Genomic DNA, 14,060 nt, shown 5'->3' on the forward strand with positions numbered 1-14,060 from the left:
CTCTGGCGGGCGAAGGGGGTGGGGCCGGCGGTCAGTGCGGGTGGTCGTGGTCCACCGTGACCGGCAGCCCCGACTGGACGTCGGTGACCGGCATGGAGGAGTCGGCCGGCAGGTCGAGAGCGCTCACCGGGCGTGCCTTGAGCATCATCTGGGCGCCAAGGCTGGCGACCATCGCGCCGTTGTCGGTGCACAACCCTGGCCGGGGCACCCGCAGGGCGATCCCGGCCGCCTCGCAGCGCTCCTGGGCCATGGCCCTCAAGCGCGAGTTGGCCGCCACTCCCCCGCCGACCTGGAGCGCCGCGACGTCGTGCTCGGTGCAGGCGAGGACGGCCTTGCGGGTGAGCACGTCGACCACCGCCTCCTGGAAGGACGCGGCGACATCGGCGACCGGCAGGTCACGGCCGTCCCGCTGCTGCTGCTCCACCCACCGCGAGACGGCGGTCTTCAGGCCGCTGAAGGAGAAGTCGAAGCGGTGCCGCTCCATGTCCCGTCCGCTGGTCAGGCCGCGGGGGAAGTCGATGGTGATCTGCCCGACCTGGGCAGCCCGGTCGATGTGCGGCCCACCGGGGAAGGGCAGGCCGAGCACCCGCGCCACCTTGTCGAAGGCTTCGCCCGCGGCGTCGTCGATGCTCGCGCCGAGGCTGCGGATGTCGTGGGTGACGTCGGGGACGAGCAGCAGCGAGGAGTGCCCGCCGGAGACGAGCAGCGCCATGGTCGGCTCGGGCAGCGGGCCGTGCTCGACGATGTCGACGGCGACGTGGCTGGCGAGGTGGTTGACCCCGTAGAGGGGTACGCCGAGCGCGAGGGAGAGCGCCTTGGCCGAGGCGACACCGACCATGAGCGCGCCGGCGAGCCCGGGTCCGGACGTGACCGCGATGCCGTCGAGGTCGGCCAACGCCACCCCCGCCTCGCGACAGGCTCGCTCGATCGTCGGCACCATCGCCTCGAGGTGGGCGCGGCTCGCGACCTCGGGCACCACCCCGCCGAAGCGGGCATGCTCCTCGACCGAGCTGGCGACGGCGTCGACGAGCAGCTCGGTTCCGTGGACGATCCCGACACCGGTCTCGTCGCAGGAGGTCTCGATGCCGAGGACCAGGGGCGTGGACTCGCTCACCCGGCCCCCTCCTCGCCGCTCCCCGACCGGCCCGACGTCCCCTGAGGTGCGAGCACCGCCTGCGACCCGAGCCTCGAAGGGTCCCCCAGATCCAGCCCGAGCACCAGCGCATCGACCCCACCCGGGTAGTACCCGCGTCGTGTCTGCAGCAGCTCGAAGCCTGCCCGTGCATACAGAGCGCGGGCCGCGTCGTTGTCGGCGCGGACCTCGAGCAGCATCCGCTGCGCGCCCGCCGCCGCGCTGCGCCGGACGAGCTCGTCGAGCAGCCGCCGGCCCAGGCCGCACCCTCGAAGCTGCGGCGACACCGCGATCGTCATGACGTCGCTCACCTCGCCGGCGTGATCCATCCCCGCATAGCCGACGACGTCGTGCTCGTCCTCGACGAGGAGGTACTCGCGCCGCGGGCGGGCGGCGAGCTCGCCCCACCACGAGGCCGCGCTCCACGCGTCGTCGGGGTAGATCTCCCGCTCGAGCCGGACCAGGCGCGGGACGTCACGCCAGGACACCGGCCGCCAGCGGAGGGTCGGAGGCGAAGGGGTCATGGCCGGCCCTTCGGCGCCGGAGGGCCACCCTCGCCCCGCAGGGTCGACGCGGGGCGGCCCGGGTCGGCGGCGTCCGGGCGGCGCAGGTAGAGCGGCTCGGTCGGCTGGTCCTCGCCGACGTGGTAGCGGGCGAGGGCGACGCCGCCGAGCGCGGCCGCGGAGACGTCGAGCGGGCCGACGGACTGCGGCAGGTGGTCGGGGTAGAGGTGGGGGCCGCGGCCGAGCGTCGGGAGCCCGCGCCAGTGCTCGGGCAGGTCCTGGGGTCGGCGCACCTCCGGCCCGGCGGTGCGCGCCCAGATGAGGTGGTCCTCGTCCTCGGGTGCCACCCGGTCGTAGACGCTGGTGTAGACCTCCTTGCGGCGAGCGTCGGTGGCGACCAGCACCGTGCCCTCTGCCCCGCCGAAGAACCACTGCTGCGCCATCGCGTCGTGCGAGGGGACGCCGAGCACCGGGATGGACCGGGCATGGGCGAAGGACCGTCCGGTGACGATGCCGACGCGCAGCCCGGTGAAGGGACCCGGTCCGGTGCCGACGGCGACGAGCGTGATGTCCCCAGGAGTGGCATCGGCCTCGCGCAGCGCGCGCTCGATGAGCGGGGCGAGCTGCTCGGTGGTGGCGCGCGGGTCGATCACCGTCTGCTCGGCAAGCAGTCCCCCGTCGAGCCCGAGGACGGCCACGGTGATCGCCGAGGTCGAGGTGTCCAGCGCGAGCAGCATCAGCGAGTCGCCTCCTGGTCGGTCCGTTCCGTGAGCGCCAGCGCCGCGTGCAGCTGAGCCATCCGTGCGCCGGTGAACGACCCGTACCCCACCACGCTCAGCCGACGGGTCTCGTCGGCCGGGTCTGCCTCGAGCGTGATCTCCAGCCGGTCCTCGGCGAGGTCCTCGGCCAGTCCCGCACCCCACTCGACGACGGTCACGCTCTCAGCGAGGTCGGTGTCGAGGTCGAGGTCGTCGAGCTCGGCGCTGCCGCCGAGACGGTAGGCGTCGACGTGCACCAGAGCGGGGCCGCCGACGAGGCTGGGGTGGACGCGGGCGATGACGAAGGTGGGCGAGGTCACCGGACCGCGGACACCCAGTCCTTCACCGATCCCCTGGGTGAGCGTCGTCTTGCCGGCGCCCAGTCCGCCGGTGAGGACGACGAGGTCCCCGGCCGCGAGCAGCCGCCCGATCCGGTGTCCGAGCGCGCGCGTGTCTTCTGCGGTCGCGAGCAGCGGTCTCACGCCTTGGCCTCCTCGTCCACCGCGTCACCGCGTGCCCGGCGCTGGCCCGCTGAGCCCGCAGACCCGGTGGCGGCGACACCCCGCTCGATCAGGGCGAGGACCGCGCTCTCGACGACGTCGGGTCGCTCCATCGGCAGGAGGTGTCCCGCCCGAGGCACGACGACGTGGACGCTGTGCGGGACGAGCTCGACGATCTTGTCGCTGTGCGAGGGCGGGGTGAGCTGGTCTCTGCTGCCGCCGAGGACGAGCACCTCGGTCTGAGCCAACCCGGGCAGGGCGTCCCGCACGTCGAGGTCGTCGAGATGCGGCAGGAGCGCGGCGATGGTCTCCAGCGGGGTGGAGAAGATGACGTCGGAGAAGTAGTCGAGGGTCTCTGGGTCGGCCTTACGACCGAACCCGTAGCGCTGGACCGAGGCACGCTCGGCGTCCCGGCCCACCCGTCGCAGGGCCCCCCACGCACCGCGCCGGCTGCCGATCTGACGCAGCAGACCTGGCCCGAGCCGCACGATGAGCGCGTCGACCACCTTGCCCAGCCCGACGCTCACGACCCCCATCCCCCCGGCGCTGGTCGAGACGAGGGCGACGGCGCGGACGCGGTCGGCGACGAGCTCGGGGTAATGACCGGTGAAGCTCATGATCGTCATCCCACCCATCGAGTGCCCGACGAGCACGAGCGGCCCCTCCGGGACGTGGGCGTCGATGACGCTGCGCAGGTCACGCCCCAGCTGCTCGATCGTGCAGTGCTCGAGCGCGCCGTGGCTCGAGAGCCCGTGGTTGCGCTGGTCGTAGGTGACGACTCGGTACCCGGCGAGCACGAGGGCCCGCCGCAGCGCGGTCCAGGCGGTGAGGTCGAGGGTGAAGCCGTGGCTGAGGACGACGGTCGGTCTGCCCTTGCGGGTCGACCCCTTCGGCTCGTCGATCTCGACGTGAAGCACGGTGCCGTCATCGGCGATGGCCGAGGAGACCTGGTCCGGGCTGTACCCCCAGGGGTGCGTCCCGTCAGGATGTGCGAGGTCCTCGCCGTCGTCGCGCTTGCGGGCCTGGGCGAAGAGCGCCCCGGCACCGGCCGCAGCGCCGGCACCGGCGATCCCGGTGGCGATGGTCGTGCGCCGCGACGGCATCACGCCTCACCCCCGACGTACTCGCGGGGTACCCGGGCCCCGAGCCGGGTGACGATCTCGTAGCTGATCGTCCCGGCCGCCTCGGCCCAGTCCTGGGCGGTGGGCTCACCGTCGACCCCCCTGCCGAAGAGCACCACCTCGTCACCGGCAGCAGCGGTGCTCGATGCCCCGAGATCGAGGACGAGCTGGTCCATGCACACCCTCCCTGCGACGGTGTGCCACGTCCCGTTGACGCTGATCGGGCCGGCGTTGCCGGCGTGCCGGGGCACGCCGTCGGAGTACCCGAGCGGGACCAGGCCGAGGGTCGTGTCGGTCTCGGTGACGTACTCGTGCCCGTAGCTGACGCCCTGCCCGGCGGGCGCGGGTTTGACGTTGACCAGCCGCGCGGTGAGCCGCATCGCCTCGCGCAGCCCGAAGTCCTCCGGGCTGCCGAGGTCGGGCACCGGGGACAGGCCGAAGACCGAGAGGCCGGGGCGGACCATGTCGTAGGCGGCCGAGGGGTTGGTCAGGGTGGCCGCGGAGTTGGCCAGGTGGCGAAGGGGGGGAGCCAGCCCGATCCGGCGGGCCTGCTCGCAGATCTCCTCGAAGGTCTCCTGCTGGGCCCGTACCGTGGGGTGCGCGGGCGCGTCGGCCCAGGCGAAGTGGGACCAGATGCCCTCGACCTCCACCGCTCCCTCTGCCTGGAGAGCCGCGGCACGGCGGAGCACCTGGTCGAGCCCGTCGCCCCAGGAGCCACCCCGCCCGAGCCCGGTGTCGACCTTGAGGTGGACGCGCACGGTCCGCCCGGTCGCCGAGGCGGCGGCGCCGATGGCCTCGATCGCCCACGACGCACCAGCAGAGAGGGTGATGTCTCGCTCGACCGCCTCGGTGAGGTCGTCACCGGGGGCGAAGAGCCAGGTGAGCAACGGGGCGTCGACCCCGGCCCGCCGGAGCGAGACCGCCTCCGCGAGCTGGGCGACGGCGAGGTAGCGAGCACCGCCGGCGAGCGCCGCACGGGCGGAGGGGACGAGCCCGTGACCGTAGGCGTCCGCCTTGATGACGGCCATGACCGACGCGTCGCCGGCCCGCCGGTCGAGCTCGCGGACGTTGTCGCTGATGGCGTCGAGGTCGATGCTCGCCCGGCTCGTCCCGTACCAGGGAGTGACCCCGGGCGAAGGGGGGTCGTGAGGGGGGCTCGTCATGGTGCCTCCATCCTAGGACGGGCGCCTCGCGACATCGCTCATGCCGCTCAGGGGCGGCGCCACTCATGTGGCGTGGTGGTCGTCACGCAGACCAGCCCGGACCGCTCGAGGATCGGCCGGGAGCCCTCGGTGGAGTCGGAGTGGATGTAGCGCACACCCTGGTCGATCGCCGAGGCCGCCCGGGCCGCGGTGAGCGCCCGGTAGACACCACGGCGCCGCCACGCCGGCCTGGTCGCCCCGCCCCAGATCCCCGCGACGCCGCTGTCGGCGACGACCTCGAGCCGACCGGCGCAGATCACCTCGCCACCGGCCTCGGCGACCCACATCTGCATGTCTCCCCGGCCGGAGACGATCCGGCGGACGAGCTCGTCGGCGATCCGCCGGGCGTCCTCCTCCGGCCCGCCGAAGACCGAGTGCGCGCACGCCTCGGCGGCGCGTACGCCCCCTTCGTCCTCGACGCGACGCACCGTGACCCCCTCGGGTGGGAGAGGACCGATCAGACCGGACGCCTCGCCGAGCATCACCGACTCGACCGGCTGCGGTTCCAGCCCGTGGCGACGCAGCGCGTCCTCCAGGCCCGGCGCGTGGTCGTGGCCACGCGTCTTCCACTCGACCACGTGGATGTCCGGGTCGGCCTGCAGCGGAGCCACGACCTCTGCGACGAGGTCGGCGATGCCCGAGGCGTCCAGCCCCCCGAGGTCGCGGTAGCTGATGAAGCCGCGGGACCTGCCGTAGCGACCGACGAGCACCGGCCCGACCTGCGCCACGCTATCGGCGGAGAGCATCTCGCCTTCGCGCAGGTGGGTGTCGTAGACCTCGAGCAGCTCATCGGCGGTCGCCGGGGCGGGAGCGACGGGGTGGGGCGAAGGGGTGTCGGTCACCGGGGCGATGCTGCCAGCAGCCGGGCGACGGCGGGACCGACTTCCTCGGCGACGGCGAGCGCCCGGACCGGGCCGCCGGGGTTGGCGTCGCGGGCGGCTTCGCCGTGGACGAGCGTCCCGAGAGCACCGGCAAGCGATGGTTCGAGGCCGGAGGCCAGCAGGACGCCGACGACACCGGCGAGCACGTCGCCGGTGCCCGCCGTGGCCAGCCAGCTCGGCGCGGTCGACTGCACGAGGACCTGCCCCTCGGGTGGGACGAGCACCGTGCTCGCGCCCTTGAGCAGCACCGTCGCACCGGTCTCACCCGCCAGCTCACGGGCCGCACCCGCCGGGTCCCGCTCGACCTCCTCGCGGGGCACCTCCCGCCCGGTCAGCCGCCCGAGCATCCGCGCGGCCTCTCCCGCGTGGGGGGTCAGGAGGGTAGGGGCCTCCCGGCGGTCCCGGAGCAGGTCCAGCCCGCCGGCGTCGAGCAGGACCGGCAGGTCCGACGCGAGGGCGTCCCGGGCGACGTCGAGCTGCGCCTTGGCCCCCTTCGCCCGGCTCGACGGATCCAGGCCCGGCCCGATCACCCAGGCCTGCACCCGCCCGGGGCCGTGCACGACCTCGGGCACGCTCGACCGCACGAGCGACTCCGGCGTCGGGGTGCCGACGTAGCGAACCATCCCCGCGCCTGCGCTCACCGCGGCGGTCGTCGAGAGCAGCGCGGCACCGGTGTACTGCTCACCGCCGGCGACCACACCCAGCACCCCGCGGCGGTACTTGTCGTCGCCCGGACCCGGCACGGGCCAGAGATCGGGCACGTCGTCGGGGGTGAGCGAGGCCAGGTCGGGCGTGCCGGTCGGCGCCACCCCGATGTCGACGACCGTGAGCAACCCAGCCGCGGCCGCGGTCGGCGGGAGCAGGTGCACCGGCTTGGGCGCGATGAAGGTGACCGTCTCGTCGGCGAAGACCGCGTCGCCGCGCACCTCACCCCCTCCGACCGGCTGGCCGGAGGGGGTGTCGACGGCGATGACGTAGGCGCCGGCGTAGATCGCGTCCACCCAGTGCTCGGCGAAGGGGGGCAGGCCAGGGCGACCGCCGAGGCCGGTGATCCCGTCGAGCACGACCTCGGCACCGGCGATGGCGTCGAGCGCGTCAGGGCTCGTACCGTCGATGACCCGCGCTCCCCGCGCGAGCGCCGCGGCCTCGGCCGCGCGCTGGCCCTCGTTGACGCTCGTGTCGTGGACGACGGCGCTCGCGACGAAGCCCTTCTTGGCCAGCCGGCTGATCGCCCACAGCGCGTCGGCTCCGTTGTTGCCTGGGCCGACGAGCGCGACGACCCTGCTCGCGCCCCGCTCCCACAGCCGGGCCCGCGCGACCTTCGCCACCCCCTTCGCCGCCCGCTGCATCAGCTCGCCGCTCTCGAGGAGGTCGGGCTCGCTGGCCTCGGCGTCCCTGATCTGGTCTGCGCTGTATCCCGCGATCACATCTCGACGGTACCGGCCCCGCCAGGGTGACTACTCGACCGTGACCGACTTGGCCAGGTTGCGCGGCTGGTCCACGTCCAACCCCTTCGCCGTCGAGAGGTGCAGGGCGAAGACCTGGAGCGGGACGACGGTGAGCAGCGGCTGGAGCAGCGGCGAGGTGTGCGGCACCCGGATCACCTCGTCGGCGAAGGGCACGACGTCCTCGTCTCCCTCCTCGGCGATGACCAGGGTGCGGGCACCGCGAGCGCGGATCTCCTGGATGTTCGAGACGACCTTCTTGTGCAGCTCGTGCGGGGTGTCCGGGCCGGGCACGACGACGAAGACCGGCTGGCCCGGCTCGATGAGCGCGATCGGGCCGTGCTTGAGCTCGCCCGCGGCGAAGCCTTCGGCGTGGATGTACGCGAGCTCCTTGAGCTTCAGCGCACCCTCCATCGCGATCGGGTAGCCGACGTGCCGGCCGAGGAAGAGCACCGCGCGCGAGTCGGCCATGAAGCGCGCGATCTCCTCGACCCGGTCCATGGTGCCGAGCAGGCTCTCGAGCTTGTCCGGGACGCCGTGCAGCTCGGCCATGACCTGCTTGGCGTCGTCGGCGTAGGTCTCGCCCCGCAGCTGGGCGAGGTAGAGACCCAGGACGAAGCACGCCGTGATCTGGGCGACGAAGGCCTTGGTCGAGGCGACCGCGATCTCGGGGCCGGCGTGGGTGTAGAGCACGGCGTCGGACTCGCGCGGGATGGTGCTGCCGTGGGTGTTGCAGATCGACAGGGTCCGCGCGCCGAGCTCGCGGGCGTGCTTGACCGCCATGAGGGTGTCCATCGTCTCGCCGGACTGGCTGATCGAGACGACGAGGGTGCGCTCGTCGACGATCGGGTCGCAGTAGCGGAACTCGTGGGCGAGGGAGACCTCGACCGGGATCCGGGTCCAGTGCTCGATCGCGTACTTCGCGGTCATTCCGGCGTAGGAGGCGGTGCCGCAGGCGACGACGTAGATGCGGTCGACCGCGGCCAGCTCCTCCTCGCTGATCCGCATGTCGTCGAGGATGAGCTGCCCATCCTCGTCGGTGCGCCCGAGGAGGGTGTCGCGCACGGCGTGCGGCTGCTCGTGGATCTCCTTCTCCATGAAGGTCTCGTAGCCGCCCTTCTCCGCGGCGGCTGCGTCCCAGGTGACCTCGTAGTCCTTGCCCTGGGCGGGCGTCCCGTCGAAGCCGATGATCGAGTAGCGCTCGGGCGTGATCGTCACGATCTGGTCCTGCTCGAGCTCGACGGCGTGCTTGGTGTGCCCGATGAAGGCGGCGACGTCCGAGCCGAGGAAGTTCTCGCCCTCGCCGAGGCCGACGACGAGCGGGCTGTTGCGGCGAGCGGCGACGACGGTGTCCGGGTCGTCGGCGTGCACGGCGAGGAGGGTGAAGGCCCCCTCGAGCCTGTTGACGACGAGACGCATCGCCTCGGTGAGGTTCCGCGCCTCGGCGAAGGCCTCGGAGAGCAGGTGCGCGGAGACCTCGGTGTCGGTCTCGGAGGTGAAGGAGACCCCCTGCTGGACGAGCTCGTTCTTCAGCGCGTGGAAGTTCTCGATGATCCCGTTGTGGACCACGGCCAGCTTGCCGTCGGCACCGCCGCGGTGCGGGTGCGCGTTGGCGTCGGTCGGGCCGCCGTGGGTCGCCCACCGGGTGTGACCGATCGCGGTCTTGGCCTCGGGGGCGCTCCCGGACCCGAGCGCGCTGACGAGGTTGGCCAGCTTGCCGGCGCGCTTCTCGGTGAAGACCGAGTCGCCGTCGACCAGCGCAACCCCGGCCGAGTCATAGCCCCGATACTCCAGGCGGGAGAGCCCCTCCATCACGACATCAAGCGCCCTCGAGGAGGGCTGCGACCCGACGTATCCGACGATTCCACACATGGCGTAGAGAGTATCCGGCGCCGGCCACCGGTCGGCGCACCTCGGTTGACCTGAGCCGACCGACGCGAAGGGGGAGCCTCTCCCCCCTTCGCGCCCTGGGGCAGGATGTCTGGCGTGTCTGCACCGTCGCCGTACGTCGAGCTCGACCGCTCGGACTGGGCTCGCCTGCGCGAGAACCATCCGCTGAGCCTCGACGCGGAGGACCTGGGGCGGCTGCGCGGTCTGGGTGACCCGATCGACCTCGACGAGGTCGAGGAGGTCTATCTCCCCCTCTCCCGGCTGCTCACCTTCTACGTCGCGGGGACCACCTCGCTGCACCGGGTCACCTCGGAGTTCCTCGGCGAGAACCCGCCCAAGTCCCCCTTCGTCATCGGCGTCGCCGGGTCGGTCGCCGTCGGCAAGTCCACGACCGCGCGCATCCTGCGCGAGCTGATGTGCCGCTGGCCGGACACCCCGCGGGTCGACCTGGTCACCACAGACGGGTTCCTCCTGCCCAACGCGGTGCTGCGCGAGCGGGGGCTGCTCCAGCGCAAGGGGTTCCCCGAGTCCTACGACCGGCGCGGGCTGCTGCGCTTCATGACCGCGGTGAAGTCAGGGCACCCGGAGGTGCACGCCCCGGTCTACTCCCACCACACCTACGACATCGTCCCCGGCGAGCACGTGGCCGTGCGCCAGCCCGACGTGCTCATCGTCGAGGGGCTCAACGTGCTGCAGCCGTCGATGACCCGCGGCGACGGTCGCAGCGGCCTCGCAGTGGCGGACTTCTTCGACTTCTCGGTCTACGTCGACGCCCACCTCGAGGACATCCGACGGTGGTACGTCGAGCGATTCCTCCGGCTGCGCCAGACCTCGTTCGCCGACCCGGACAGCTACTTCCACCGCTACGCGGGGCTCTCCGACGACGAGGCGCGGGAGACGGCCCTGGACATCTGGTCCTCGATCAACGAGCCGAACCTCGTCGACAACGTCCTGCCCACCCGGGGGCGGGCCAGCCTCGTGCTCTCCAAGGACCGCGACCACGAGGTGCGCCGGATCCGGCTGCGCAAGCTGTGAGCCGGTCAGTACCAGTGCGGGTTGTTGCTGTTCCAGAAGCTCAGTGCCGAGCACGGTGAGCCGTAGGACAGCTTGATGTAGTTCAGACCCCAGCGGATCTGGGTCTCGGGGTTGGTCTCCCAGTCCGACCCGGCGCTGGCCATCTTGGACGCGGGCAGCGACTGCGGGATCCCGTAGGCGCCCGAGCTCGGGTTGCGCGCGTCCCAGCGCCAGTCGCTCTCGCCCATCCACAGGGTCTGCAGGCACTGCCACTGGTCGGCGCCGAAGCCGTACTCGCCCATGACCGAGCGGGCCACACCCTGCGGGTCACGCTGGGCGGCGGCCAGGTCCTGCTTCTTCTCCCGCGCCTTCTTCTCGCGGGCCTCCTTGGCCTTGCGCTCCTTGGCCTCGCGCTCCTTGCGCTCCTGCGCCGCCTTCGCGCTGGCCGCCTCGTCCCGCCGCTCCCGCTCACGGCTGGCCGCCCGGCTGGCGGCGGCATCGCGGCGCTGCTCGGAGAGGCGGTCGGTCTCTGCGCTCGCCTCTCGGCTCGTCTCCTCGTCGGCGCCACGCAGGTCGAGCGCGGCGAGGGCATCGCCCGCAGGGACGCCTCGGCCGGTCGCCGTCTGGGCGGCCGTAGCGGGCTCGGTGCTCGTCGTCACCGCCGCTCCGACGGAGGCGATGAGGGCGGCGGCCACACCGGTGCCGACGAGCGGCTTGCGGGCAGCGGAGAGGGTCGCGCGGGCGCGGCCTCGGCGGGCGGCGCCGTGCCGGGGTACGTAGGTCAACTCGGTCTCCTCGTCGCGCCCGCCCGATCGCGAAGGGGTGATGGTCGCCGGGCGCGATGGTCACGGGCATGATGACGCCCACCCTGCCGCGGCAGAGCGGGCGCCGTTACCGAATCGAGATCTTAGCGAAGGGAGACCGGCGCGCCAACTCGCGCTGACCTCACCGACCCGCGCTGCCCCTCACCGACTCGCGCCGGGCCCCCCTTTGCGAGCTCACCCTCACCCCTTCGCCGCTCACCGGAGGTGCTGCCGCCCCTTTCGCCGCTGGCGGGAGGTGCCGCGCTCCCCCCTTCGCCGCTGGCCGAACGACAGAAGTCACTGTCCGGGGGGCGTCCCGCCGCCCGACCCGCCGTCGCCCTCGCGCCGGCGCGGCCACTCGTGTCGTCGTACCCGCGAGTCACGTCCCGGCTAGAGCTCGGCACCCTCGAGCAGATCGGTCACCAGGGCCGCGATCGGGCTGCGCTCGCTGCGGTTGAGCGTGACGTGAGCGAAGAGGGGGTGACCCTTGAGCTTGTCGATCACCGCGGCGACCCCGTCGTGCCGACCCACGCGCAGGTTGTCTCGCTGCGCGACGTCATGGGTGAGGACGATCTTGCTGTTCTGCCCGATCCGCGACATCACCGTGAGCAGGACGTTGCGCTCCAGGCTCTGGGCCTCGTCGACGATGACGAAGGCGTCGTGCAGCGAGCGGCCCCGGATGTGGGTCAGCGGGAGCACCTCGAGCATGTCGCGGTCCATCACCTCGTCGACCACCTCGGAGGAGACCAGCGCACCGAGCGTGTCGTGCACCGCCTGCGCCCACGGGCCCATCTTCTCGTTCTCCGTACCCGGCAGGTAGCCGAGCTCCTGACCGCCCACCGCGTAGAGCGGGCGGAAGACGACGACCTTGCGGTGCTGACGACGCTCCATCACCGCCTCCAGACCGGCGCACAGCGCCAGCGCGCTCTTGCCCGTGCCGGCCCGGCCCCCCAGGCTGACGATGCCGACGTCGGGGTCGAGCAGCAGGTCCAGGGCGATGCGCTGCTCCGCGCTGCGGCCGTGCAGGCCGAAGGCGTCGCGGTCGCCGCGGACGAGGCGGATCTGGTGGTCCGGCGTCACCCGCCCGAGGGCACCACCTCTGGAGGAGATGATCTTGCACCCCGTGTGGCAGGGCAGGTCGCGGGCGGCGTCATGCGTGATCCGCCCGTGCGAGTAGAGCTCGTCGACCTCCTCGGCCGAGAGGTCCAGGTCGGTGACCCCGGTCCACCCGCTGTCGATGCTGGACTGCTCGGCGCGATACTCCTGCGCGTCGAGACCGACCGCCGAGGCCTTGACCCGCATCGGCAGGTCCTTGCTGACGATGGTCACGGGGTTGCCCTCGTCGGCGAGGTGCTTGGCGACGGCGAGGATCCGGGTGTCGTTGTCACCGAGGCGGAAGCCGGCGGGCAGCACGTCCGGGTCGGTGTTGTTCAGCTCCACGCGCAGCGTGCCACCGTCGTCTCCCACCTCGATCGGCGCGTCCAGCCGGCCGGCCTCGACCCGCAGGTCGTCGAGCATCCGCAACGCGCTGCGGGCGAAGTACCCCAGCTCGGGGTGGTGGCGCTTGGCCTCGAGCTCGGTGATGACGACGACCGGCAGGACGACCTCGTTCTCCTTGAAGCGCAGGAGGGCGCGCGGGTCGGAGAGGAGGACGGAGGTGTCGAGCACATAGGTCCGGGTGGCCTCGTGCTGCTCGGGGAGCTGGACCGGATCGGTCGCGAGGCGCTCGGACGGGGCGAGGTGGGTCATCGTGGCCACTGGTGTCTCCTCCGCGCGCCCGCGCCGCCCGGCGCGAACGCGCCGTCAGTATCGGGTGAGGTGCCGGGACCGGGCCGGCGGCTGCCACCGGGGCCGGGACCGGCCCGTCGTGCGAAGCATCAGCTCCATGCCTTGGGCCTCCCGGACGAGTCACGTCGGGTGACCCGTCTGATCAGGACAGTAGGTGCTGACCGACCGTGGCCCACCTCTCACCGCGCGCGTGTCGCGGATACGTTCACCGGCAGCCGGTGCGATGTTCACGTCGGCGCAAGAGTCAGGCGCCGTAGCGCCGCTGCCGCTCCCCGTAGGCCCGAAGCGCCCGCAGCAGGTCGACCTTGCGAAAGTCCGGCCAGTACGCCTCGCAGAAGTAGAACTCGCTGTGCGCGCTCTGCCACATGAGGAAGCCGGAGAGGCGCTGCTCACCGCTCGTGCGGATCACGAGGTCGGGGTCGGGCTGACCAGCGGTGTAGAGGTGGTCGGCGATGCTCTCGGTCGTCACCGACCGGGCCACGTCTTCGAGGCTGGCCCCCTCCTCTGCGGCCCGGCGAAGCAGGGAGCGGACCGCGTCGGCGATCTCCTGGCGCCCTCCGTAGCCGACGGCGACGTTGACGTGCAGCCCCTCGGCGTCGGCGGTCTCCTCGGCGGCGCGGCGCAGCGCGACCGCGGTCTCGACCGGGAGCAGCTCGAGGGCGCCCGTGGGGTGCACCCGCCATCGGCCGGTGCCGGCGATGTCGCTCACCACGCCCTCGATGATCCGCAGCAACGGTTGGAGCTCGTCCTGCGAGCGCCGGAGGTTGTCCGTCGAGAGCAGCCACAGCGTGACCACCTCGACCCCCGCCTCCTCGCACCAACGGAGGAACTTGCCGATGTTGGCCGCACCCGCGCGGTGACCGTCATGCGCCTTCGCCCCTCGCGCCTTGGCGAAGCGTCGGTTGCCGTCGACGATCATCCCGACGTGCCGCGGGACACCGACCTTGGCGACCTCACGGGTCAGGAGCGACTCGTAGGCGGCATACAGCGGGTTGCGCACCGACGTCTCCTCACCTCGCCCAG

13 protein-coding genes are annotated in these 14,060 nt (G+C 72.6%); 1 reads left to right on the plus strand and 12 read right to left on the minus strand.

The window, feature by feature from the left end; genetic code table 11:
• Positions 1-31: 31 nt before the first annotated feature.
• From tsaD to glmS, 9 genes are read right to left on the minus strand one after another with little or no spacing between them, the layout of a single operon-like run.
• Positions 32-1,114 carry a tRNA (adenosine(37)-N6)-threonylcarbamoyltransferase complex transferase subunit TsaD gene (gene tsaD, locus FB557_RS05360; RefSeq protein ID WP_144856374.1) on the minus strand — a complete coding sequence of 361 codons (1,083 nt, stop codon included), beginning with the start codon at positions 1,112-1,114 and terminating at the stop codon, positions 32-34.
• Positions 1,111-1,656, minus strand: a complete 546-nt coding sequence (gene rimI, locus FB557_RS05365) for a ribosomal protein S18-alanine N-acetyltransferase (protein ID WP_144856376.1) — start codon at positions 1,654-1,656, stop codon at positions 1,111-1,113. Before rimI ends, tsaD begins: the two co-directional genes overlap by 4 nt.
• Positions 1,653-2,372, minus strand: coding sequence for a tRNA (adenosine(37)-N6)-threonylcarbamoyltransferase complex dimerization subunit type 1 TsaB (gene tsaB, locus FB557_RS05370; protein WP_342778923.1), 720 nt, complete (start codon positions 2,370-2,372; stop codon positions 1,653-1,655). Before tsaB ends, rimI begins: the two co-directional genes overlap by 4 nt.
• Positions 2,372-2,875: a tRNA (adenosine(37)-N6)-threonylcarbamoyltransferase complex ATPase subunit type 1 TsaE gene (gene tsaE / locus FB557_RS05375; RefSeq protein ID WP_144856378.1), complete on the minus strand. Its 504-nt coding sequence runs from the start codon at positions 2,873-2,875 to the stop codon at positions 2,372-2,374. The genes tsaB and tsaE overlap by 1 nt, the downstream gene beginning before the upstream one ends.
• Positions 2,872-3,996, minus strand: a complete 1,125-nt coding sequence (locus FB557_RS05380; RefSeq protein WP_144856380.1) for an alpha/beta fold hydrolase — start codon at positions 3,994-3,996, stop codon at positions 2,872-2,874. Before FB557_RS05380 ends, tsaE begins: the two co-directional genes overlap by 4 nt.
• Positions 3,996-5,177, minus strand: a complete 1,182-nt coding sequence (gene alr / locus FB557_RS05385; RefSeq protein WP_144856382.1) for an alanine racemase — start codon at positions 5,175-5,177, stop codon at positions 3,996-3,998. The genes FB557_RS05380 and alr overlap by 1 nt, the downstream gene beginning before the upstream one ends.
• A 47-nt stretch (positions 5,178-5,224) precedes the next feature.
• A complete protein-coding gene (locus tag FB557_RS05390) occupies positions 5,225-6,058 on the minus strand; it encodes a GNAT family N-acetyltransferase (RefSeq protein ID WP_246074475.1) in 834 nt (277 codons plus the stop codon).
• Positions 6,055-7,524, minus strand: a complete 1,470-nt coding sequence (locus tag FB557_RS05395; protein ID WP_144856384.1) for an NAD(P)H-hydrate dehydratase — start codon at positions 7,522-7,524, stop codon at positions 6,055-6,057. The genes FB557_RS05390 and FB557_RS05395 overlap by 4 nt, the downstream gene beginning before the upstream one ends.
• A 30-nt stretch (positions 7,525-7,554) precedes the next feature.
• On the minus strand, positions 7,555-9,414 hold the full coding sequence (glmS, locus tag FB557_RS05400) for a glutamine--fructose-6-phosphate transaminase (isomerizing) (RefSeq protein ID WP_144856386.1): 1,860 nt from the start codon (positions 9,412-9,414) through the stop codon (positions 7,555-7,557).
• Between the two features lie 105 nt (positions 9,415-9,519).
• Here glmS and coaA point away from each other — a divergent pair, with 105 nt between their 5' ends.
• Positions 9,520-10,467: a type I pantothenate kinase gene (gene coaA, locus FB557_RS05405; protein ID WP_144856388.1), complete on the plus strand. Its 948-nt coding sequence runs from the start codon at positions 9,520-9,522 to the stop codon at positions 10,465-10,467.
• Between the two features lie 5 nt (positions 10,468-10,472).
• On the opposite strand, the gene FB557_RS05410 is transcribed toward coaA, so the two are convergent.
• The 3 genes from FB557_RS05410 to FB557_RS05420 form a co-directional block, all read right to left on the minus strand.
• Positions 10,473-11,231 (minus strand): aggregation-promoting factor C-terminal-like domain-containing protein, encoded by a 759-nt coding sequence (locus FB557_RS05410; protein WP_144856403.1) that lies wholly within the window; start codon positions 11,229-11,231, stop codon positions 10,473-10,475.
• Between the two features lie 408 nt (positions 11,232-11,639).
• Positions 11,640-12,998: an RNA 5'-3' helicase PhoH2 gene (phoH2, locus tag FB557_RS05415; protein ID WP_144857099.1), complete on the minus strand. Its 1,359-nt coding sequence runs from the start codon at positions 12,996-12,998 to the stop codon at positions 11,640-11,642.
• A gap of 283 nt (positions 12,999-13,281) precedes the next feature.
• Positions 13,282-14,037 carry an isoprenyl transferase gene (locus FB557_RS05420; RefSeq protein ID WP_144856405.1) on the minus strand — a complete coding sequence of 252 codons (756 nt, stop codon included), beginning with the start codon at positions 14,035-14,037 and terminating at the stop codon, positions 13,282-13,284.
• Between the last annotated feature and the right edge of the window lie 23 nt (positions 14,038-14,060).

This window comes from Marihabitans asiaticum (genome assembly GCF_007828725.1).
GTDB classification, from domain to species: domain Bacteria; phylum Actinomycetota; class Actinomycetes; order Actinomycetales; family Dermatophilaceae; genus Marihabitans; species Marihabitans asiaticum.